Here is a 21,923-nt window from a genome sequence, read left to right on the forward strand (position 1 = left end):
TAGTGTCTGGAGCCTGACGTCCCTCAGGAAAAACAGTGTGTGAAGTGGGGTTCTGGTGACCGAAAACATGAAGCTGATCGACCGTGCTTCGGCGATCAACTGGAACCGGGTGCAAGACGAGAAAGACGCCGAGGTCTGGGACCGGCTGACCGGAAACTTCTGGCTGCCCGAGAAAGTGCCGGTGTCCAATGACATCCCGTCGTGGGGGACGCTGACCGCCAACGAGAAACAGCTCACGATGCGCGTCTTCACCGGGCTGACGTTGCTGGACACCATCCAGGGCACCGTCGGTGCGGTCAGCCTGATTCCCGATTCGCTGACGCCGCACGAGCAGGCCGTCTACACCAACATCGCGTTCATGGAGTCGGTGCACGCCAAGAGCTACAGCTCGATCTTCTCCACGCTATGTTCCACGAGCGAGATCGACGACGCCTTCCGCTGGTCGGAGGAGAACCCCAATCTGCAGCGCAAGGCCGAGATCGTCATGCAGTACTACCGCGGCGACGAGCCACTCAAGCGCAAGGTGGCCTCCACGCTGCTGGAAAGCTTCCTCTTCTACTCGGGCTTCTACCTGCCCATGTACTGGTCGAGCCGGGCCAAGCTGACCAACACCGCCGACATGATCCGGCTGATCATCCGCGACGAGGCCGTGCACGGCTACTACATCGGCTACAAGTTCCAGCGCGGCCTGGCGATGGTCGACGAGACCAAGCGCGCCGAACTCAAGGACTACACCTACGAGTTGCTCTTCGAGCTCTACGACAACGAGGTGGAGTACACCCAGGACCTCTACGACGAGGTCGGGCTGACCGAGGACGTCAAGAAGTTCTTGCGCTACAACGCCAACAAGGCGCTGATGAACCTGGGCTACGAGGCGCTGTTCCCGCGCGACGAGACCGACGTGAACCCGGCGATCCTGTCGGCACTATCGCCGAACGCCGACGAGAACCACGACTTCTTCTCCGGCTCGGGCTCGTCGTACGTGATCGGCAAGGCCGTCAACACCGAAGACGAGGACTGGGACTTCTAAAGCCGCCTTCAACTCGGCTGCTCTGTACGGATTGCCGGAAACCGCAGGCTGATTCGTGTCTCGGGCAGGATGAGCAGGGTGGATAGTGAGAACTCCGTCGGCGCGGCCGACTTCCGACGCGCGTTGGCGCTGATTCAGCACGGCGAGCGCGGCGATGAAGCCGCCATGCGCGTCGTCGTCGACGATGAAGTCATCCCTGCCGATCGGCTCGCGCAGCTGATCCGCGCCACCGTGTCGATCTTCTGGCAGCTGGTGGCTCAGCTGTGCGAACCGAACGAAATCGCCGAGATCGGCCAGACCCTGACCCAGGCATCCGCGCTCGACGAGGTCGATCTCGATCGCGACAACCGGCTGGTGGCCCGGATGGCGATGGCACAGCACGGCGGTGAGCCGGGCGCCGAGGATGAGGTGCTGGGCGACGCGGCCGCGACGCCCGACGGTCTGGTCCGCCTCGCTCTCACCGCCGCCGGTGTCGTCTCCGCGATGCTGCCTCAATTGCGCACCGATGTCGGCCGGCAATTGCTCAACAACTTGGCGATGCAGGCTTTGCGCGAAGAGAACTGTTGATGCGCAACTAGCTGGATGCCCACATTTTGCGCAGTCGTAGGCGCTCATCGATAACCTGCGCCCATGGCACAGGCCGAGGTCGTACCGGATAGGCAAACGCAGGCGCTACCGCTCAATGGCGCATGCCGCGAATGCGGCCAGGCCCGGCGCAAACGACCCGATGTGGCGGGCCGCCCACGATCCCGGCGCGTCCCCGTGGCCGCGCAGCCGTCTTCGCCGAAGCCGAAGCAGAAAACTGCCCGAAAGTGGCACGAAATGCCTTGGTGGTTCAGCGAACTCATCATTCCGACCGTCGTCGCGCTGGTTACCGGCGCCATCGTGGCGGTGGGAACGATCAAAGGCCAAGCCCTGCTCGATGATGCTCGCGAGGACCGGGCATTGCGGCTGGAAAATCTCCGATTCGTCCGCGACCACTCTGCCGTCGACCCCCATCAGCCGCGCCCATTCGGCGGTCTTGATCTGCGCGGCCAACACCTGCGCGGGCTGCAATTGGCGAACGCCAACTTTGAGGACGCCAACCTTGAGGGAGCGATACTCAATAACTCGAATCTCTACCGCGCAAGTTTCAATTACGCCCGTCTGATCGACGCGTATCTCGTTGCTGCGGATCTATCGGAAACGGATGTGGAAGGCGCCAATTTGAGTGGCGCGGACCTGGACCACGCCAATCTTTCGGGCGCAATCTTCGATCAGACTGTGCTGTATCGGGCCAACCTGAAAACCGCCAATCTCAATGGCGCAGTGTTCAGGTGCGTCTACTACGACGCCTCCACGTCGTGGCCACCCGGGTTCGCCCCCGCGGCCCGTGACCAACGCTGTGCGGCACCTGGAAGGCTCCGCCGCTAGGAGGTTTCAGCTAATGCCGCAGACCCCAAGGCCGTCCGGGCAATTGATGGTGCACCCCGCGGTCGTGGAGGCGGCAAAGGCGAGGACCAAGGCGACGACAAGTTTGCTCGTGAGACGAGACATGACCACTCCGTTCTTCCGGGCTGGGCCCGGGCCGTTGTCGGCTCGCTCATCTTAATTCGCTGGAGCGGCAAAGAGCACTAATTGGCCGGATGGCTCGTCGGTAGCCGGCATGGGCGATTTCTAGCGCCAGATGTTCAGGTCGTGAACGGCATGTGAATTGTCGCCATGGTCGTAGGCCACGGCACCATCCGTACCCCGAGACTGATGGGGTGTCGGAACATCACTCTCACAAGCACGCGAATTTCCTCAAGTCAGTGATCCGCTGGCTGGACGTCGGCTACCCGCAAGGCGTTCCCGGCCCTGACCAGGTGGCGTTGTTCGCCCTGCTGCGGAGCACCCCCCTGACCCAGGAGCAACTCGAAGAGGTTGCTCACAACATCGCCGTGAAGGAATCGCAGCCCGGAGCTGACGGCGTCGTCAGCCGCGAGGAGATCGTCGAGTTCATCGAGAAGGCGACTCACACCGACCCCGGCCAAGAGGACATTCAGCGCGTGGCCTCGACGCTGGCCGCCGCCGGCTGGCCGCTGGCCGGGATCAGCGTGCACCCGGATGACGAGCATGGCAAAGCGGCCGAAGAGATCGCGTGTCGCCACGACGACGCGGCCCAGGGTGTCTCACAGGGTTGAGATGTCGATGACGAAGCGGTAGCGCACGTCGCTGGCGAGCACCCGCTCGTAGGCTTCGTTGACGTAATCCGCTTCGATGACCTCGATTTCGGGGGTCACATTGTGCTCGGCGCAGAAGTCGAGCATCTCCTGGGTTTCCGCGATGCCGCCGATGTTCGACCCGGACAGGCTGCGGCGCGCCAGCGCCAACGGGAACGCGCCGATCTCCATCGGGTGCTCGGGAATGCCCAATTCGACGAGCGTGCCGTCGACGTCGAGCAAGCCCACGTAGTCGTCGAGCTTCAGGTTCGCCGAGACGGTGTTGAGGATCAGGTCGAAGCTGCTGCGCAACTTCTTGAAGGTGTCGCGGTCGGAGGTGGCGTAGTAGTTCTTGGCGCCCAGCCGCAGTCCGTCCTCCATCTTCTTCAGCGACTGCGACAGCACGCTCACCTCCGCACCCATCGCCGCGCCCAGCTTGACCCCCATGTGGCCGAGGCCACCGAGGCCGATGATCGCCAGCCGCGTGCCCTGCCCGGCCTTCCAGTGGCGCAGCGGCGAGAACAGCGTGACGCCCGCGCACAGCAGCGGTGCGGCTTTGTCCAGCGGGAGCGAGTTCGGAATGCGCAGGACGAAGTTCTCGTCGACGACGATTGCCTGGCTGTACCCGCCGTAGGTCGGGGTGCCGTCCTTGTCGGTGGAGTTGTAGGTGAACGTCGCACCCCGCTTGCAGTACTGCTCCAGCCCGGCCTTGCAGCTGCTGCACTGGCCGCAGGAGTTCACCATGCAGCCCACGCCGACGTGGTCGCCCACCTTGTGCTTGGTCACCTCGGCGCCGATGGCGGTTACCACGCCGGCGATCTCGTGGCCGACGACGACCGGGTAGTTCGGCACACCCCACTCGGATTTGGCGGTGTGGATGTCGGAGTGGCAGATGCCGGCGAATTTGATGTCGATCGCCACGTCGTGCGGCCCCGGGTCGCGGCGGGTGATCGTAATCTTGGTCAACGGTTCCTTCGCCGAAGTGGCGGCATACGCGGAAACAGTGCTCATTGGCAATCCCTCTTTGATTCGGTTGCGTCCTAGAAAAGCTTAGCTAAGGTAAAGGTCTCAGGCCAATCGGACTGGCCAGATATCAGCTTTTGACGATGTGTGCGTGCGCCGACCGGGCGGCGCTAGTTGATCGCGGCGTTGACCAGGCGCAGGTCGTCCACGATGCCCCGGGCCGCGATCACGCCCTCGCCGGTCTGCCATACCTCGTCGTTGACGATGTAAACGCGGTTGTCGCGGTTCGCCGACAGCTTGCGCCACGGAGCGCTGTCCAGGAGTGTCGCGGCGCGGTCGGCGGCAGCACGGGTGGCGCACGACATGTAGATCACGTCGGCGTCCGCGGCCGAGAAATCCGCGCCCTTCGCCAGGTCGGCGTCGCTCGCACCGATCTCGATGTAGGGCTTGTCGGTGAACCGCTGGGAAGCCGGCCGGTCCACGCCGACCGCGCTGAGCACACTGGCCGGGAAGTTATTGGCGCCGTAGATCCGCAGGGTGTTGACGCTCAGTCGGACGACCGAAGCCTGGAAGTGGGCCGCGTCATGGGAGGCGCCGATCTGGTTAGCCCGCTGGGTGAAACCGCTGATCAAACCGTTGACGGCGCCGACGCGGGCCGTCGCGCCGCCGACAATGCGCAGGTTGTCCTGCCAGGCCGCGCCCGGTGCGGCGGTGAACACCGTCGGGGCGATCGCCGCCAGCTTCGGATATGTCCGCGGTGTCAGAGCTATCGAGCCCAGGATCAGATCGGGGTGCAGCGCGGCGATCGCTCGCAGGTCGGGATTGCTGCGGGTACCCACACCGGGCAATGCGTGCACGGCCTCGCCCAGATAGGACGGCTGACTCGATGAATCGTCCGGCAGGGCGGCGGCGACCACGCGCGATTGCAGGCCGAGTGCGCAGACGGCGTCGAGCTGATCGCCGGAGAGGACCACGATGCGCTGCGCCTCCGCGGGCACCTGGACCGAGTCCGGAGTGACCCCCGCGGCGTTGTGGGCCTGCCGGGTCGCCGGCCCGGGATCGGACGGTGCCGCGTCCTGCGCGCACGACTCGTCGGGCTTGCGGTCGTTGCCCAGCACTCCGGCCCCCGCGATTTGCGTGGTGGGGGTGACCAGCGACCGGGTCGACGACCCCTTGGAACCGGACTGCCCGGACCCGCAGCCGCTGCACGCCATGACCGCGGCTGCCGCGATAGCGGCGACGGGCACCAGGCGTCCCTTGACAGGTCCTTTGATGGGCCTCAGGGTGGGTCGCCTCCCGCCGGATTGCACGCGTTCGACGCTAACATCCGGCCAGCTGGGAACCGGTCTGCCGCCGCGGCCCGGCGCCCGCGAGGAACCAATTACGACAGTTTGTAGGACCAGCACTGCCAGCGGCTTGATCGGGAGCTAAGATTCGGGGGAACCCTGTCTGGGATGGATGTTTGGAGGAGCTGTTGACAGCCGAAGCGCCCCCGTTGGGAGAACTAGAGGCCGTTCGGCCGTATCCGGCCAGGACCGGTCCCAAAGGGACCCTGATCTATAAACTGATCACCACCACCGATCACAAGCTGATCGGCATCATGTACTGCGTCACCTGCTTCATCTTCTTCTTCATCGGCGGGCTGCTGGCGCTGTTGATGCGTGCCGAGTTGGCCGCGCCGGGCCTGCAGTTCTTGTCGAATGAGCAGTACAACCAGCTGTTCACCATGCACGGCACGATCATGCTGTTGTTCTATGCGACCCCGATCGTGTTCGGTTTCGCCAACCTGGTGCTGCCGCTGCAGATCGGCGCACCGGACGTCGCGTTCCCGCGTCTGAACGCCTTCTCGTTCTGGCTGTTCCTGTTCGGCGCCACGATCGCGATGGCCGGTTTCATCACGCCGGGCGGGGCCGCCGACTTCGGCTGGACCGCGTACACGCCGTTGACCGATGCGATCCACTCACCGGGCGCCGGCGGCGACCTGTGGATCATGGGTCTGGCGGTCGCGGGTCTGGGCACGATCCTCGGCGCGGTCAACATGATCACCACCGTGGTCTGCATGCGTGCACCCGGCATGACGATGTTCCGGATGCCGATCTTCACCTGGAACATCCTGGTCACCTCCATCCTGGTGCTGATCGCCTTCCCGCTGCTGACCGCGGCGCTGTTCGGACTGGCCGCCGACCGCCACCTGGGCGCCCACATCTACGACTCGGCCAACGGCGGAGTTCTGTTGTGGCAGCACCTGTTCTGGTTCTTCGGCCACCCCGAGGTGTACATCATCGCGCTGCCGTTCTTCGGCATCGTCTCGGAGATCTTCCCGGTCTTCGCGCGCAAGCCGATCTTCGGCTACACCACGCTGGTCTACGCGACGTTGTCGATCGCCGCGCTGTCGGTCGCGGTGTGGGCGCACCACATGTTCGCCACCGGAGCCGTTCTGCTGCCGTTCTTCTCGTTCATGACCTATCTGATCGCGGTGCCGACCGGGATCAAGTTCTTCAACTGGGTCGGCACAATGTGGAAGGGCCAGTTGACCTTTGAAACGCCGATGCTGTTCTCGGTCGGCTTCATGATCACCTTCCTGCTGGGTGGACTGACCGGCGTGCTGCTGGCCAGCCCGCCGCTGGACTTCCACGTCACCGACAGCTACTTCGTGGTCGCGCACTTCCACTACGTGCTGTTCGGCACCATCGTGTTCGCCACCTACGCCGGAATCTACTTCTGGTTCCCGAAGATGACCGGCCGGCTGCTCGACGAACGCCTGGGCAAATTGCACTTCTGGTTGACGTTCATCGGCTTCCACACCACCTTCCTGGTGCAGCACTGGCTGGGCGATCAGGGGATGCCGCGCCGCTACGCGGACTACCTGGCCACCGACGGCTTCCAGGGCCTCAACATCGTCTCGACGGTGGGGGCCTTCATCCTGGGCGCCTCGATGTTCCCGTTCGTGTGGAACGTGTTCAAGAGCTGGCGCTACGGCGAAGTGGTCACCGTCGACGACCCGTGGGGTTACGGCAACTCGCTGGAGTGGGCAACCAGTTGCCCGCCGCCGCGGCACAACTTCACCGAGCTGCCCCGAATCCGTTCGGAGCGACCGGCTTTCGAGTTGCACTACCCGCACATGGTGGAGCGGATGCGCGCCGAGTCGCACGTCGGTCGGGCTCATGGCAAAGAAGGCCACGACGTCACCCGGCTCGACGTCGACGTGCGCAGCTAATGGCCCATCTCGGGTGAACACGCCACCTAAGGTGTCGGTGCTGATCACCGTCACCGGAGTGGATCAACCGGGTGTGACGTCCGCGCTCTTTGACGCGCTCTCCGGGCACGGAATCGACCTGCTCAATGTCGAGCAGGTCGTCATCCGGGGCCGCTTGACGCTGGGGGTGCTGCTCTGCTGCCCCCCGGAAGTCGCCGAAAGCATCGTGCTGGGCGACGACGTCGAGGACGCCATCCACGCGGTCGGTCTCGACGTCACGATCGAGCGCAGCGAGGCCGTGCCGATCATCCGCGAACCGTCGACGCACACCATCTTCGTGCTGGGCCGGCCGATCACGGCCGGGGCGTTCGGGGCGGTGGCCCGCGAGGTCGCGGCGCTCGGTGTCAACATCGACCTGATCCGCGGCGTCTCCGACTACCCGGTGACCGGCCTGGAGCTGCGGGTGTCGGTGCCGCCGGGCGCCGACGGCCCGCTGCGGACCGCGCTGAACAAGGTGTCCTCCAACGAGGGCGTCGACGTCGCGGTCGAGGACTACAGCCTGGAGCGGCGGGCGAAACGGCTCATCGTGTTCGACGTCGACTCGACGCTGGTGCAGGGCGAGGTCATCGAGATGCTGGCCGCCAAGGCCGGCGCCGAGGGTCAGGTCGCCGCGATCACCGAGGCCGCGATGCGCGGTGAGTTGGACTTCGCCGAGTCGCTCCTGCAGCGGGTGGCCACCCTGGAGGGCCTGCCCGCCACCGTGATCGACGAGGTCGCCGACCAGCTTGAGCTGATGCCCGGCGCGCGCACCACCCTGCGCACATTGCGGCGGCTGGGCTATCACTGCGGCGTGGTCTCCGGCGGTTTCCGGCGCATCATCGAACCGCTGGCCGAGGAGCTGATGCTGGACTTCGTCGCCGCCAATGACCTCGAGATCGTCGACGGCAAGCTGACCGGCCGGGTGGTCGGCCAGATCATCGACCGGCCCGGAAAGGCCAAGGCGTTGAGGGACTTTGCTCAGCAGGCCGGGGTGCCGATGGCGCAGACCGTCGCCGTCGGGGATGGCGCCAACGACATCGACATGCTGTCCGCGGCCGGGCTGGGCGTGGCGTTCAACGCCAAGCCGGCGTTGCGGGCGGTCGCCGACGCGTCGTTGAGCAGCCCGTACCTGGACACCGTGCTGTTTCTGCTCGGCGTCACGCGCGGCGAGATCGAGGCCGCCGATGCCGTCGACGGCGAAGTGCGCCGCGTCGAGATTCCGCCCGAGTAGGTGCGCACTGGACCGACCCGGCAGCCATCACACTCTCGCGGTACGGCACGATGATCGGGTGCCCGAAACCGGTCCCGAAAGCTCCGAAACCGGCCCCGAAACCGGCACTGCCGAAGCCGACCCCGATCTGCTGATCGACTTCAGAAACGTCTCGCTGCGCCGCGGTGACCATGTCATGGTCGGGCCGTTGGATTGGGCCGTCGAACTCGACGAGCGCTGGGTGATCATCGGTCCCAACGGCGCGGGCAAGACGTCACTGTTGCGCATCGCCGCGGCCGCCGAGCACCCGTCGACCGGTATCGCCTTCGTGCTCGGCGAGCGGCTGGGCCGCGTCGATGTGTCGGAGTTGAAGGCCCGGATCGGGCTCAGCTCTTCGGCTTTGGCGCAGCGGATCCCCTCCGATGAGGTCGTGCGCGACTTGGTCATCTCGGCCGGCTACGCGGTACTGGGCCGCTGGCGCGAGCGTTACGAGGAAGTCGACCATCAGCGCGCCCTCGACATGCTGGAGAGCCTGGGCGCCGAGCACCTGGCCGACCGCACCTACGGGACGCTGTCCGAAGGGGAGCGCAAGCGGGTGCTGATCGCCCGCGCGCTGATGACCGATCCCGAGCTGCTGCTGCTCGACGAACCCGCCGCCGGCCTTGACCTGGGCGGCCGCGAGGAACTGGTATCCCGGCTGACGGACCTGGCCGCCGACCCCGACGCGCCCGCCCTGGTATTGGTCACTCACCACGTCGAGGAGGTTCCGCCGGGCTTCAGCCACTGCATGTTGCTGTCGGAGGGGCGGGTGGTGGCCGCGGGGCTGCTGGCCGATGTGTTGACCGCCGAGAACCTGTCGGCCGCCTTCGGTCAGTCGATCGCCTTGGACGTCATCGATGGGCGGTACTTCGCGCGGCGTGTTCGCGCCCGCGCGGCCCATCGGAGGAGGCTGGAATGAACACCACCCCCGAGCCGTTGCCGACCCGGCCGGCGGCCACCGTGATGCTGATCCGCGACGTGCCCGGCGGCGTGAAGACCTTTCTGATGCGCCGGCACTCGAAGATGGAGTTCGCCCCGGGGACGATGGTTTTCCCCGGCGGCGGGGTGGACGACCGCGACCGTCATGCCGATATCGCGTGGGCCGGCCCCGCGCCGGACTGGTGGGCACAGCGGTTTGGCATCGACACCGAGCTGGCCGCGGCGCTGGTGTGCGCGGCGGCCCGGGAGACCTTCGAGGAGTCCGGGGTGTTGTTCGCGGGCCCGGCCGGCCAATCGCTTTCGTCACCGGACGGAATCGTGCGCGACGCCTCGGTGTACGCCGATGCCCGCCGGGCTCTGGACGACCGAACGTTGTCGTTCGCGGACTTCCTGCGGACCGAAAACCTGGTGCTGCGCTCCGACCTGCTGCGGCCGTGGGCCAACTGGGTCACGCCGGAAGCCGAGCGCACCCGCCGCTACGACACCTACTTCTTCGTGGGCGCTCTGCCGGAGGGCCAGCGGGCCGACGGGGAGAACACCGAATCCGACAGTGCCGGCTGGTCGACGCCGCAAGCCGCGATCGACGACTTCGAAGCCGGGCGCTGCTTCTTGCTGCCGCCGACCTGGACCCAGCTGGACTCACTTGCCGGGCACACCGTCGCCGAAGTGTTGGCCGTCGAGCGCCAAATCGTCCCGGTGCAACCGCATTTGGAGATCCAGGGGGACAACTGGATCTTCGAGTTCTTCGATTCCGACCGCTACCACCAGGCCCGTGAAAAGGGCGGCATGGGGTGGCGGCATTGAGCGAGTTCGTCCACGTCGTGGTCAGTGACGGCTCGCAGGACGCCGGACTGGCCGTCCTGCTGGTGTCGCGGCCGCCGACCAACACGATGACCCGGCAGGTCTATCGGGAGATCGCGGCGGCGGCCGCCGAGGTAGGGGAGCGCGACGACGTCGCCGCGGTGATCCTGTTCGGTGGGCACGAGATCTTCTCCGCCGGGGATGACATGCCGGAGCTGGCGACGCTGAGCGCCGACGAGGCCGTCAGCGCGACCCAGGTGCGTTCCGACGCCGTCGACGCCGTCGCGGCCATCCCGAAGCCGACCGTCGCCGCGGTCACCGGCTACGCGCTGGGCGCGGGTCTGACGCTGGCGCTGGCCGCCGACTGGCGGATCAGCGGCGACAACGTGAAGTTCGGGGCGACGGAGATCCTGTCGGAACGGGTGCCCGGGGGATTGGACAGACTGACGCGGGCCGCCGGGGCGAGTCATGCCAAGGAGCTGGTGTTCAGCGGGCGCTTCGTTGACGCCGAGGAGGCCCTGGAGCTGGGCCTGGTCGACGAGCTGGTGGCGCCCGATGACGTGTACGACGCCGCCGCGAACTGGGCGCGGCGCTTCCTCGACGGCCCGCCCGACACCCTTGCCGCCGCCAAGGCCGGCATCAATGCCGTTTTCGGGGTCGGCACGGACCACCGAGTCTGAAGAGGCCGCCGATGAAGTTCGCCCCGCGTCACGCGACTCCTACCAGCTGGGGTGAAGACGACGATTTGACCCGTGGGGTCGCTCCCGCAATCACGTAGTTGGTCCTCGTCGAGGCCTCGCACCGAGGCATTCGACGTCGTCGGGGCCATTCGGGCGGCCGATCGGGTGGTGTTGCGTGAACATTCACGCTCCCTGTCCCGGTGCCGGGTCGAGGGCCAAAACTTGTCGTACTCGGCTGCGATGATGGCGTTATGTCTTCGATCGCGTCTTTGTCGCCGGCGGTGACTGCGCCCGATCGTCTTGGGGTGTTGTTCGACGAGTTGGCGCAGTTGGCCGGTCAGCGCAACGCGATCGATGGGCGCATCGTGGAGATCGTCGCCGAGATTGATCGGGAGGGGATGTGCGGGGCTACGGGGGCGCGGTCGATGTCGTCGTTGGTGGCCTGGAAGCTCGGGTTGTCGTCGGGCAACGCCCATCTGGTCACCACGGTGGCGGGTCGGCTCGAAGCGTTTCCGCGCTGCGCCCAAGGGATGCGGGAGGGGCGGCTGTCGCTGGATCAGGTCGGGGTCATCGCGGCCCGCGCCGCCGAGGGCTCTGATGAGCATTATGCGGAGCTGGCGCGTAGTGCCACGGTCAACCAGCTGCGCACCGCGGTCGCGCTCGAACCACGACCCGAACCCGATTCTCGGCCGCAACCGGAGCGCGCCATCACGAAGACATCCGGCGAGGGGTACAGCTGTTGGCGGATCACGCTTCCGCGCCCCGAGGCGGCGATGTTCGACGCGGCACTGGCGTCTCATCGCGACGCGCTGATCGCCGAGTGGAAACACGATCGCGGCACCAGCAAGGCGGCATCGGATATCGCCCCGCCGTTGCCGGGAACCGTCGAGGCGTTTATGCGCCTGGTCGAGTCGGGGTGGGACGCCGAGGCGGCGCGGCGGCCCCACGGTCAGCACACCATGGTGGTGGTGCATGTGGATGTCGAGCAGCGTGCTGGGGCGCTGCATCTGGGTCCGCTGCTGTCCGACGCCGAGCGCCGTTACCTGACGTGTGATGCCACGTGTGAGGTCTGGTTCGAACGTGACGGCGAGGTCATCGGCACCGGCCGCACGACGCGGCTGATCAGCCGGCGGCTTCGCCGCGCTCTGGAGCACCGCGACCGAACGTGCGCGGTGCCCGGCTGTGGAGCGACCCGCGGTCTGCACGCCCACCACCTGCGCCACTGGGAGGACGGCGGCCCCACCGAGTTGGCGAATCTGGTGCTGGTGTGTCCGTATCACCACCGGCTGCACCACCAAGGCGGCATCACCATCACCGGCCCCGCAGACGATCTCGTCATCACCGACAACTCCGGCCGAACGCTCAGCGCCGGATCCCTCGCACGCCCACCAACCCAACCCCCGCCCGACGTTCCACCATGCCCGGGACCCACCGGCGAACGCGCCCACTGGTGGTGGTATCAACCCTTCCAGCCCCGACCACCATCCACACCCAACTAGACGCCCACTGCTCTCAGGTCCCGATCGTCAATACGCCCGACGACGACTACAACGTCGCCGCGAACTGGGCGCGGCGCTGCTTGGACGGACTGCGCAAGGCGTTGGCCGCCGCGTCCAGCTTGAATCTCGGTGGATTGACGTGGCGCTGGACTGCATCATTGAGCGCGCCGTCGTTGACGCCATGACCGTCTCGGCCCTGGATCTGCTCGTTACCGTCTTGTGTGAACCCGTTGATTGCCCGGGCACTGAGCCCGTACGGAGAGTGTTCATCGAGCGAAACGAGTCAATGATCTGTACTTAAGTAGAGCATTTGGTAGACGTCGCGTGCGCAATCGCGTAGTTGCTCCTCGTCTAAGCCGCGCACGTGTTGGCGCAGGCCGGGATCTGCAACATAGTCGTCGACTGCGAAGAACAATTTCTCAAGAGTATTGAATTCAGGGCCGGGCACCTGATCTTTATCGTGTTTAAATAATTTGAGGTACGTAGGCTCGAATTCCTCGACTGAAATTTTCCGATTGGCGAATCTGAAAATCACGTCTCTGTATTTTTCAGTCATGCGCTGTACCGTTGCTTTGTCGGGCGACATCAATCTCCACCTCCCAATTTTCCGTCGTTTATCACATGCTGAAGTTGTTCGGGGCTGAGCTTAAGACCTGATACTAACGAGACGACTGGGAACCGTGACGGTCCACTCCGGCGGCAAACTCGTCAAGGTCCATGCTCCAGATAGGAAGTCCGATAGGCGAGTCGACGTGCGGCAACTCCCGTTTGTAGTGCCAATATCGGGCTGATTCAAGGTGTCCGTCTTTAGCGTTCGCCTTAAATTCGAATCCCGGCCATAACACGCTGCTGTACCTGAGCGAGATAGCTGACGGGTCCACGATCTTCGTCGCATCCCTGCCCTTGCACCTTGGGATTCACGTCCCACTCCCAGTAGGTAACGGTTCGGCGAACGAGACACCGTTCGAAGGTGCGCTAGGGCCGGTGATCTTCGCGGCTGCTTCTACGTCGTGGGCAACCAGCTGTGCGCGGCGTGTTGTTCGATGTCGGCGGCGTAGAGGCGATCCCGATGCCGCGGGGGTGGAGGCGGCGACTTCAATCCCAGTAAATTGAGGATGACAAGAAAAGACCCCAAATGAATCTCGCGCCGTAACGCTCTCCCCTCCAGGGAAATTCGTACTCCTCGTATCCGGGAAGATATTCATCGAACAGGGGCCACTTGCCGCGCAGGATCAGCGGTCCGAAGTGCTTCGCGAACTCGGCTGTGTCCACGCTCCATGTGGCTATCTCGGTTGGCGAAGCGACGCTGAGTGGATCATGACGCGTGTGCCAGTACCCCGCAGCCTCAAGCCCCCCGTCTTCGCCAGCGGTAGCTTTGAATTCGAATCCGGGCCACAACACGCTGCCGTATTTTAGCGGCGAAAACTCGGGGCTGACGATGCCCAGCAATTTCTTCATGTTCTCAAATCGGGAGGCCGGGGCGCTGAGAGCTTCGGACACTCGCTCGTATATGAGGTTCGCCTGCTCGATGGCGAGCTTGTGTTCGGCTAATTTAGCTTCTAACAGGGATTCCTTGCCCGCCATGGACATTCGCATCTTCATTGTCATCAGCAGGTAGACCTCGAAATCGATTACACCGGGCGCCGACGTTGCCTTCATTGCTGATCCATTCACCTGCCGATGTAGGGTAAAAATTGCTTGAGGTCACCGCGAAACACGGAGGCCGATCCGTCCGGTCCCATTCGTGGGCCAGCTTGAAACCGGCGCCGAGCGCCCGAGCCATGGCTGGCGCTATGTGATTCGGCGAAAGTGACAGCACTTAGATGAGCGCTGGCGGTCTTGTGGCTCAATCCCACGACATTGCCGAAAACATGAACAGCCCCCAACTAAACCCTGCGCCATAGCTATCTTCGCCCCATTGGAATTCGTATTCTTCGTAGGAGGGAAGAAGCTCGTCAAACACCGACCATTTGCGGCCATCTTTCATTGGGCCAAATCGCTCAGCGAACTCGTCAAGGTCCATGCCCCAGATAGGAAGTCCGATAGGCGAGTCGACGTGCGGCAACTCCCGTTTGTAGTGGCAATATCGGGCTGACTCAAGTTTTCCGTCTTCAGTAGCGTTCGCCTTAAATTCGAATCCCGGCCATAACACGCTGCTGTACCTGAGCGAGATAGCTGATGGGTCCACGCCGAGCAGGCTCTTCATATTTTGAAAATAGGTTGTTGCACCCCCAAGCTCGTTGGCTACGCGATCGTGGACACGTTGCGCGTCGCCGACGGATAGACCATGCTCGTTTAATTTCGCTTCGAGTTGAGTCTCCTTATGAGACATCTTGATCCTCAACTTCATCGTCATCAGCACGTACACCTCGAAGTCGGTTATGGCGGAAATTCGTAATTTATCCATTGCTTCCAATCAGCTGCCAAGATGGGGTAAAAATTGATGAAGGTCGCCCCTAAAAACCGTCACCGATCCGTCATTCTGTACTATCAATGCAATTCCTTGATCGATCCTAGCTGGTAAAATTACTTTCGTTCCGTTGGGCATATTCGCAATTCCTGCGGTGTCACCGAATGCGGTTCTTGCAGCGGTATTCGCCGCCTCCGCCGCCTGGATTTGACCTAGGTGTAAGCCCGTAACTCTGTCCGCCAATGTATCTAGCCTGGTTCCCTTGGGAAGTCCCGCAATCTCTTGCCCAATCTTCGTGGCTTGATCGGCGACACTCGGACCTGACGGGCCGCCCGGGCCCCCCTTGGGTGGCTCAGCGCCTCCGCTACCCCCTTTGCCGCCTGCGCCAGAGCCACCCTTTCCGACGGGACCGCCGCCGCCCTGCACCGTTCCCGTTTTCGGATCGAACTGCGTCGGCCCCGGGGAGACAGGCTCGAATGGCCCATGCGCGGGCTGGTCGGTGTAGGGGTCCCATTCGTGGTCCAGCTTGAAGCCGGCACCGAGCGCGCGGGCCACGGGCGACGCTGGCGGTTCGGCGGAAGCGACACCGTTCAGAGGTGCGCTGGCGGTGGTGATCTTGGCGGCGATCTCTGCGTCGTGGGCAACGAGCTGTGCGGCGCGTTGTTGGATGTCGGCGGCGTACAGCTGCGCCTGCGCCTGCGCTGCCACACTGGCTCGCGGCGGCGTTACCGAAAGATCCTCGCCGACAAGGTATCCGGCGCTGCTGGCTTCCTCGACCGCATCCAGCACGCTGCGCTTGGCGGAATCGAGTGTGTCGGCTCCGCGGCGCGCTATCGCGGCGGATTCGTGCAGCACGTCAGCCAGTCCTCGCACCTTCACCAGATCGGCGAAGGCTCTTTCCTGTGCGGCCTCGGCAGCGACGCCTTCCCACACCGTCCCGCCCGGGGACACCGAAGCGCGATGAATCGAACTGAAAGACGACTCCCAATGCTCGGCGGTGGCTGACCAGTCCGTGGCTGCACCTTCTAAATGAGCGACATCCCAGGCCTGGATCTCCGAGAGGGACGGGACTCCCGCGCCACCGACCCCCGCCACCGGTCACACCTGCGGTATCGAGGCAGCGATGGCGGCGGCTTGTTGCGCACCCGCAGTGTCGTTCGCGGCAAACTCGGTGCCCGTTATGGCCGATTTGACCGCGCTTGTTTGCGCTCGTTGGGTTAACACGGTGATGACTTCTCCCACGGCCGCATGGGCAGCACCGACGGCAGCCGATGTCGCCTGGATGGGTAGCCCAACTCTGGGCAGCGGAGTCGCCGCCACCAGCTCCGCTGCGACCGTCTCGCAGTGCGCCGCCAGCACCTGCAGCCCCTCATCACTGACCCGAAGAACGTCGGCCACATCGTCGATTTTAAGTCGAATCTGCCGATTGACACTTCACTTCGTGCCGGGGCGGATCGGGCCGGTGCCGCGGGCTATTAGGCTGCCCTGCATGACCGAAGTAACTCCGGCCGGCCATGTCACGGCCGATCAGGTCGAAGCCGCGCGGCACGACACCAAGCTCGCCCAGGTGCTCTACCACGACTGGGAAGCCGAGACCTACGACGAGAAATGGTCGATCTCTTATGACCAGCGCTGCGTGGACTACGCCCGCGGGCGGTTCGACGCTGCGGTGCCCGAGGAGGTGCTGCGCGAACTACCGTACGACCGCGCCCTCGAATTGGGCTGTGGCACTGGGTTTTTCCTGCTCAACCTGATCCAGGCCGGCGTCGCGCGGCGCGGGTCGGTGACCGATCTGTCGCCGGGCATGGTCAAGGTGGCCACCCGCAACGGCCAGTCGCTGGGTTTGGACATCGACGGCCGGGTCGCCGACGCCGAGGGCATCCCGTACGACGACAACACCTTCGACCTGGTGGTCGGGCACGCCGTGCTGCACCACATTCCCGATGTCGAGCTGTCGCTGCGTGAGGTGATCCGGGTGCTCAAGCCCGGCGGCCGGTTCGTCTTCGCCGGGGAGCCGACCAACGTCGGCGAGGTCTACGCGCGTTCGCTGTCCACGCTGACCTGGCGAGTGGCCACCAACGTCACCAAGCTGCCCGGCCTGAGCGGCTGGCGGCGCCCCCAGGTCGAGCTCGACGAGTCCTCGCGGGTCGCGGCGCTGGAAGCCATCGTCGACCTGCACACCTTCACACCCGAGGACCTCGAGCGGATGGCGACCAACGCCGGCGCGGTAGAAGTCGGGACCGCCAGCGAGGAGTTCACCGCCGCGATGTTCGGCTGGCCGGTACGCACCTTTGAGGCATCGGTGCCGCCGGGACGCCTGGGCTGGACCTGGGCGAAATTCGCCTTCAACGGCTGGAAGACGCTGAGCTGGGTCGACGCCAACGTCTGGCGGCACCTGGCGCCGAAGGGCTGGTTCTACAACGTGATGGTCACCGGGGTCAAACCCTCCTGAGTGCGGGTCTGCGCTTCACCACCGACGACGTCGGTTACCTGCGCTCGGATGCGGGTGTCGCGGCGCTGGCCGTGGTCGCCGAATTCGCGTTGACGGACGCCACCCGCATCGCCGACATCGCCGCGGCGCGGGCGCGGTACGGCGACCGGGCGCCGGTGCTGGTGGAGACGACGCTGCTGCGCCGCCGTGCAGCCGACAAGCTCGGCCAGCTGGGTGACGTGGCGAACTGGCTCTTCACCGACGAAGCGTTGCAGCAAGCCACCGCGGCACCGGTCGCCCAGCACAGGGCCAGGCGATTGCGCGTGTCGGGCGCCGTCATCCACGATGCGACCTGTTCGATCGGCACCGAAGTGGCCGCGCTGCGCGACGCGGGCGCTCACGCGGTGGGCAGCGACATCGACCCGGTACGGCTGGCGATGGCCGCCCACAACGTCGGCGCCGGTCTGTGTCGTGCCGACGCGCTACACCCGGTGACCCGCGACGCGGTCGTCGTCATCGACCCGGCCCGCCGCAGCGGCGGGCAGCGCCGGTTCAACCCGGCCGACTACCAACCGGGCCTGGGCGAGTTGATCGACTGCTACCGGGGTCGCGAGCTCGTCGTAAAATGTGCTCCTGGAATCGATTTCGATCAACTGCACCGTCTCGGTTTTAACGGCGAAATCGAGGTGACGTCGTATCGCGGCTCGGTGCGCGAAGCGTGCCTGTGGTCGGGCGGGCTGGCCGAGCCGGGGGTTCTCCGACGGGCCAGCGTCCTGGATCGCGACGAGCAGCTCACCGACGCCGAGTCCGACGACTGCGGAGTGCGGCCGGCCGGGCAGTGGATCGTCGACCCGGATGGCGCCGTGGTGCGGGCCGGGCTGGTACGCCACTACGGCGCGCGGCACGGGCTGTGGCAACTCGACCCCGATATCGCCTACCTGTCCGGTGACAGTCTGCCGCCGAATGTGCGCGGCTTCGAGGTGCTCGAGCAGTTGGAGTTCGACGAGCGCCGGCTGCGCCATGTCCTGTCGGCGCACGATTGCGGGGTGCTGGAGATCCTGGTTCGTGGCGTGCAGGTCGACCCCGACGCATTGCGGCGACGGCTGCGCCCGCGCGGCAGCCAATCCCTGTCGGTGCTCATCACCCGCCTGGGCCCCGGGGCCGCCGCCCGGGCGACGGCGTATGTCTGCCGCGCGTCGCGGTAGCGCCCTGTACGCTGTCGGCGGTCACTTTCCGGGGGACCTCGCCATTTGAAGTCGACGAGGACAATTCGAGTTATGCGCTATCTGATCGCGGCCGCGGTGCTGATCACCACAGTTCTGCTGGGCTGGCCGGCCGCCGCCGACCCGCCGTCGTGTGCCAGTGTGGGCGGTACCGTCGGGGACGGGCAGATGTGTCACATCCACTCGACCAGCCCGACGTACACGCTGAACATGACGTTTCCGGCCGACTACCCGGACCCGCAGCCGCTGATCGACTACATCACGCAGAACCGGGATGGGTTCCTGTCCGTCGCGCAGACGTCCGGGCCGCGCGACCAGCCCTACCAACTCGAGACGACCACCGAGCAACACTTCGCAGGTCAGCCGCCGCACAACACCCGCAGCGTGGTGCTCAAGTTCTTCCAGGACGTCGGCGGATCGCACACGTCCACCTGGTACAAGGCGTTCAACTACAACGTCGGGACCAAGCAGCCCATCACCTTCGACAACCTGTTCGCCCCCAACACGTCGGCGCTGGAAACCATCTTCCCGCTGGTCAAGGCCGACCTGGAACGGCAGAACGCGCTGGGTGCGGCCATCTTGCCGTCGTCGGGCCGCGACCCGTCTCACTACCAGAACTTCGCCATCACCGACGACCAGCTGATCTTCTACTTCGCGCCGGGGGAGATGCTGCCCGCGTTCGCGGGCGCCTGCCAAGCCCAGGTGCCGCGCAGCGCGATCCCGCCGCTGGCCGTTTAGCGGGAACGGGTTCAGGCAGGGCTTCAGGCAGGGGCGAAGCCGTAAACCTGACCGTCGCTGGTGGCGGCTACCACCCGGCGGTCGGTGCCGATCGCGATTCCGACCGGGTAGCCGGTGGCCGCGGGGAGCGGATAGCTGTTGACCGTGTGGCCGTTGCCCGGATCGAACACCAGCAGCGACATGCCGGGAGCATCGTCGTGCGGGGGGCCGCTCACTACCGCGTAGCCGACGCCGGACCCGGCCAGGCCCGCGGACGACAACGGGGTGACGTCGTCGCGGCGCCAAACCTGATCGCCGTGATCGCCGGCGTCCTTGAAGGCCACCAGCTTGGTGTCCGGTCCACCGCCGGAGACGATCAGGCCCTGCGGAGTGACCGCGGGCGGCGTCTGGGCCAGGAAGCCCAGCGGCGCCGACCACTTCGGTTTCCCGTCGGCAGCGGACAGGGCCCACAACCGTTGGTCGCGGCCATTGACGTAGACGGTTGAGCCGTTGGCCGACAGCACCGGGCTGGCGATCACACCGGCGGCGACGGCGTCGGTGGTCCACTCCCGGGTCAGCAGGGGAGTCTGGCCGCGGTGGTACTTGAGCCCGACCAGCCCAGCCGCCGCAGCGCCCGGCTGCCAGACACCGAGCACCGCCATCCCGCTGGCCGCCGAGAAGGCGGGGGCGGCCGCGACCGGGCAGCCCTGCCGCGCCGGAGCACAGTCGGCGAGCCCGCGCGTCGCGTCCGTCGGGTCAATCCCGTCGACCAGGTCCAGCGGACTGCCGACCACCATGCCGCGGTGTGCGTCGAACACCAGGACCTGCCCCAGGTGTGTGCTGACCAGCAGTTGGCCATCGGTGAGAAACCTTGGGGTGGTAGGCATTCCGATCACCGGCTGGCGCCACCGCGTCCACTGCGTCACCGGGAAGGACAGGAAAGCTCCCGGTTGGCCGACATAGAGATTGTCGAAGCCGTCGAACAGGGGACCGCCGATACCGCCGCCCTGGAACAGCCGCACGCACCAGCGTTGCCGGCCGTTGTCGTTGTTCTCCCATTCCATCAGCGAACATCCCGCCGGCGTCTGCGCGTTCAGGGCGAGGTAGTTGCTCGAGCCCAGTGCGGGTCCGGCGCCCAGGCTGCCCTTGACCGATCGCGTCCATTGCAGGGACAGCTTGTCGGCGCCGCCGGTCGTCGTGTAGCTGCTGTTGGCCGCGTCGGCGTACTGCGCCGACCAGCCCGGTGCGGGCGCGGCTTCAACCCACGAGTCGGTATTGCCGCAACCGCCGAGCCCGATCGCGAGTACAGCTGCCAGCACTACGGACGAGCAACGCCGAAGCCCACTGACGGGTTGTCGGACAAGCACCTCGATTTTTCAAATCCTTTCCGCACGCGGGTCGCTCGGTACAGGTGAGGGTAACCCGTGGCGGTTCGCACGCTGACGATTGACCGCGTTAGGCTTTCCGGCTGTGACGAGCATGTGGGGAGCCCCGGTACACCGTCGCTGGCGGGGCCACCGGCTGCGAGACCCACGTCAGGCCAAGTTCTTGACGATGGCCTCGCTGAAGTGGGTGTTGCGCAACCGCGCCTACACGCCGTGGTACCTGGTGCGCTACTGGCGGCTGCTGAAATTCAAGCTGGCCAATCCGCACATCATCACCCGGGGCATGGTGTTCATCGGTAAGGGCGTCGAGATCCATGCGACACCCGAGTTGGCGCAGCTGGAGATCGGCCGCTGGGTGCACATCGGCGACAAGAACACGATCCGCGCGCACGAGGGCTCGCTGCGCTTCGGCGACAAGGTCGTGCTGGGCCGCGACAACGTGATCAACTGCTACCTCGACATCGAGCTCGGCGATTCGGTGCTGATGGCCGACTGGTGCTACGTCTGCGATTTCGACCACCGGATGGACGACATCAACCTGCCGATCAAGGACCAGGGCATCATCAAGTCCCCGGTGCGGATCGGCCCGGACACCTGGGTCGGGGTCAAGGTGACGGTTCTGCGTGGCACCTCGATCGGGCGGGGCTGCGTGCTCGGTTCGCACGCGGTGGTGCGCGGCGTCGTTCCCGACTATTCGATCGCGGTCGGTGCGCCGGCCAAGGTGGTCAAGAACCGGCAGCTGTCCTGGGAGAGTTCCGCCGCGCAGCGGGCCGAATTGGCCGCCGCTCTCGCCGATATCGAGCGCAAGAAGGCCGCACACTGACCTCGCCGGGGCAATACGGTCCCGCGCCGACGCGTCCCGGCTGGGACGTGGCGCTGTCCATCGTGCTGATGGTCGTCGCGGTCGTGGGCTGGGGGGCCGCCGCCGGCATGGAATTCATGTTCCTGGCCTTCACCGATTACTGCCCGCCCGAACACTGCAGCGCCGACCGGGCCGCCACCTCGGTCCTGCTGTCGGTCTCGGTGGCGGCCGCGCTCACCCTCGTCGGGTGTATCTGGACGGTCATCCGGCTGGTGCGCCGACGGTCGGGCTGGCCCTTTGCCGTCGCGACGCTGGCCATATCCGCGCTCGCCGAATTGCTGGGCGTGGTGGGGTACTTCGCCGCGGTCGGCTACTGACC

Annotated in this window: 22 protein-coding genes and 1 pseudogene; 15 read left to right on the plus strand and 8 right to left on the minus strand. The window is 65.6% G+C overall.

All coding sequences use genetic code 11. The features are described 5' to 3' along the window. Positions 1–55: 55 nt before the first annotated feature. The 4 genes from nrdF (at position 56) to SKC41_RS26900 (ending at position 3,192) form a co-directional block, all read left to right on the plus strand. On the plus strand, positions 56–1,030 hold the full coding sequence (gene nrdF, locus SKC41_RS26885; protein ID WP_330980742.1) for a class 1b ribonucleoside-diphosphate reductase subunit beta: 975 nt from the start codon (positions 56–58) through the stop codon (positions 1,028–1,030). A gap of 78 nt (positions 1,031–1,108) precedes the next feature. Next, positions 1,109–1,597 (plus strand): hypothetical protein, encoded by a 489-nt coding sequence (locus tag SKC41_RS26890; protein WP_330980743.1) that lies wholly within the window; start codon positions 1,109–1,111, stop codon positions 1,595–1,597. A gap of 63 nt (positions 1,598–1,660) precedes the next feature. Continuing rightward, positions 1,661–2,443, plus strand: coding sequence for a pentapeptide repeat-containing protein (locus SKC41_RS26895; RefSeq protein WP_330980744.1), 783 nt, complete (start codon positions 1,661–1,663; stop codon positions 2,441–2,443). 332 nt (positions 2,444–2,775) lie between these two features. Beyond that, complete coding sequence (locus SKC41_RS26900; protein ID WP_330980745.1) at positions 2,776–3,192, plus strand: DUF3349 domain-containing protein; 417 nt, start codon at positions 2,776–2,778, stop codon at positions 3,190–3,192. Here SKC41_RS26900 and SKC41_RS26905 read toward each other — a convergent pair. Further along, complete coding sequence (locus SKC41_RS26905; protein WP_330980746.1) at positions 3,181–4,221, minus strand: NAD(P)-dependent alcohol dehydrogenase; 1,041 nt, start codon at positions 4,219–4,221, stop codon at positions 3,181–3,183. The two genes, SKC41_RS26900 and SKC41_RS26905, sit on opposite strands and share 12 nt — an antisense overlap. Before the next feature lie 122 nt (positions 4,222–4,343). Further along, a complete protein-coding gene (locus SKC41_RS26910; protein WP_330980854.1) occupies positions 4,344–5,387 on the minus strand; it encodes an iron-siderophore ABC transporter substrate-binding protein in 1,044 nt (347 codons plus the stop codon). A 260-nt stretch (positions 5,388–5,647) separates the two neighbouring features. Between SKC41_RS26910 and ctaD the strand changes: the two genes are divergently transcribed. From ctaD to SKC41_RS26940, 6 genes and pseudogenes are all read left to right on the plus strand, one after another. Beyond that, entirely contained in the window at positions 5,648–7,390 is a 1,743-nt protein-coding gene (gene ctaD, locus SKC41_RS26915; RefSeq protein WP_330980747.1) for an aa3-type cytochrome oxidase subunit I, read from the plus strand. Positions 7,391–7,403: 13 nt separating this feature from the next. Then, positions 7,404–8,639: a phosphoserine phosphatase SerB gene (gene serB / locus SKC41_RS26920; protein WP_330980748.1), complete on the plus strand. Its 1,236-nt coding sequence runs from the start codon at positions 7,404–7,406 to the stop codon at positions 8,637–8,639. Positions 8,640–8,697: 58 nt separating this feature from the next. After that, positions 8,698–9,576 carry an ABC transporter ATP-binding protein gene (locus SKC41_RS26925; protein ID WP_330980749.1) on the plus strand — a complete coding sequence of 293 codons (879 nt, stop codon included), beginning with the start codon at positions 8,698–8,700 and terminating at the stop codon, positions 9,574–9,576. Continuing rightward, positions 9,573–10,400 carry an NUDIX hydrolase gene (locus tag SKC41_RS26930; protein WP_330980750.1) on the plus strand — a complete coding sequence of 276 codons (828 nt, stop codon included), beginning with the start codon at positions 9,573–9,575 and terminating at the stop codon, positions 10,398–10,400. Before SKC41_RS26925 ends, SKC41_RS26930 begins: the two co-directional genes overlap by 4 nt. Then, a pseudogene (locus tag SKC41_RS26935) lies at positions 10,397–11,074 on the plus strand (enoyl-CoA hydratase); the annotation flags it as partial. The gene SKC41_RS26930 and the pseudogene SKC41_RS26935, both read left to right, overlap by 4 nt. Positions 11,075–11,328: 254 nt before the next feature. Then, a complete protein-coding gene (locus SKC41_RS26940) occupies positions 11,329–12,576 on the plus strand; it encodes an HNH endonuclease signature motif containing protein (protein WP_330980751.1) in 1,248 nt (415 codons plus the stop codon). A gap of 283 nt (positions 12,577–12,859) precedes the next feature. Here SKC41_RS26940 and SKC41_RS26945 read toward each other — a convergent pair whose 3' ends face one another. The 5 genes from SKC41_RS26945 to SKC41_RS26965 form a co-directional block, all read right to left on the minus strand. Beyond that, complete coding sequence (locus tag SKC41_RS26945; protein WP_330980752.1) at positions 12,860–13,162, minus strand: colicin immunity domain-containing protein; 303 nt, start codon at positions 13,160–13,162, stop codon at positions 12,860–12,862. A gap of 509 nt (positions 13,163–13,671) precedes the next feature. After that, positions 13,672–14,235 (minus strand): hypothetical protein, encoded by a 564-nt coding sequence (locus SKC41_RS26950; RefSeq protein WP_330980753.1) that lies wholly within the window; start codon positions 14,233–14,235, stop codon positions 13,672–13,674. A gap of 187 nt (positions 14,236–14,422) precedes the next feature. Beyond that, the gene (locus SKC41_RS26955; protein ID WP_442931816.1) at positions 14,423–14,992 is read right to left on the minus strand and encodes a hypothetical protein; all 570 of its coding nucleotides are present in this window, start codon (positions 14,990–14,992) and stop codon (positions 14,423–14,425) included. After that, positions 14,993–16,081, minus strand: coding sequence for a hypothetical protein (locus tag SKC41_RS26960; RefSeq protein ID WP_330980754.1), 1,089 nt, complete (start codon positions 16,079–16,081; stop codon positions 14,993–14,995). It lies immediately after the preceding gene. Positions 16,082–16,084: 3 nt separating this feature from the next. Next, positions 16,085–16,384 (minus strand): hypothetical protein, encoded by a 300-nt coding sequence (locus tag SKC41_RS26965; RefSeq protein ID WP_330980755.1) that lies wholly within the window; start codon positions 16,382–16,384, stop codon positions 16,085–16,087. Positions 16,385–16,475: 91 nt separating this feature from the next. On the opposite strand from SKC41_RS26965, the gene SKC41_RS26970 reads away from it, so the two are divergent. From SKC41_RS26970 to SKC41_RS26980, 3 genes are all read left to right on the plus strand, one after another. Beyond that, the gene (locus tag SKC41_RS26970) at positions 16,476–17,438 is read left to right on the plus strand and encodes a class I SAM-dependent methyltransferase (RefSeq protein WP_330980756.1); all 963 of its coding nucleotides are present in this window, start codon (positions 16,476–16,478) and stop codon (positions 17,436–17,438) included. After that, entirely contained in the window at positions 17,396–18,622 is a 1,227-nt protein-coding gene (locus tag SKC41_RS26975) for a THUMP-like domain-containing protein (RefSeq protein ID WP_330980856.1), read from the plus strand. Before SKC41_RS26970 ends, SKC41_RS26975 begins: the two co-directional genes overlap by 43 nt. A 72-nt stretch (positions 18,623–18,694) precedes the next feature. After that, entirely contained in the window at positions 18,695–19,378 is a 684-nt protein-coding gene (locus tag SKC41_RS26980; protein ID WP_330980757.1) for an esterase, read from the plus strand. Positions 19,379–19,401: 23 nt separating this feature from the next. Here the strand turns inward: SKC41_RS26980 and SKC41_RS26985 are convergent, their stop codons facing one another. Beyond that, positions 19,402–20,676, minus strand: coding sequence for a PQQ-binding-like beta-propeller repeat protein (locus SKC41_RS26985; RefSeq protein WP_330980758.1), 1,275 nt, complete (start codon positions 20,674–20,676; stop codon positions 19,402–19,404). Between the two features lie 151 nt (positions 20,677–20,827). Here SKC41_RS26985 and SKC41_RS26990 point away from each other — a divergent pair, with 151 nt between their 5' ends. Both SKC41_RS26990 and SKC41_RS26995 read left to right on the plus strand, forming a co-directional pair. Then, entirely contained in the window at positions 20,828–21,565 is a 738-nt protein-coding gene (locus SKC41_RS26990; RefSeq protein ID WP_096290960.1) for an acyltransferase, read from the plus strand. Positions 21,566–21,612: 47 nt separating this feature from the next. Next, positions 21,613–21,921 (plus strand): hypothetical protein, encoded by a 309-nt coding sequence (locus SKC41_RS26995; RefSeq protein ID WP_330980759.1) that lies wholly within the window; start codon positions 21,613–21,615, stop codon positions 21,919–21,921. Positions 21,922–21,923 lie beyond the last annotated feature (2 nt).

The sequence above is a fragment of the Mycobacterium sp. 050128 genome, from assembly GCF_036409155.1.
Classification (GTDB): Bacteria; Actinomycetota; Actinomycetes; order Mycobacteriales; family Mycobacteriaceae; genus Mycobacterium.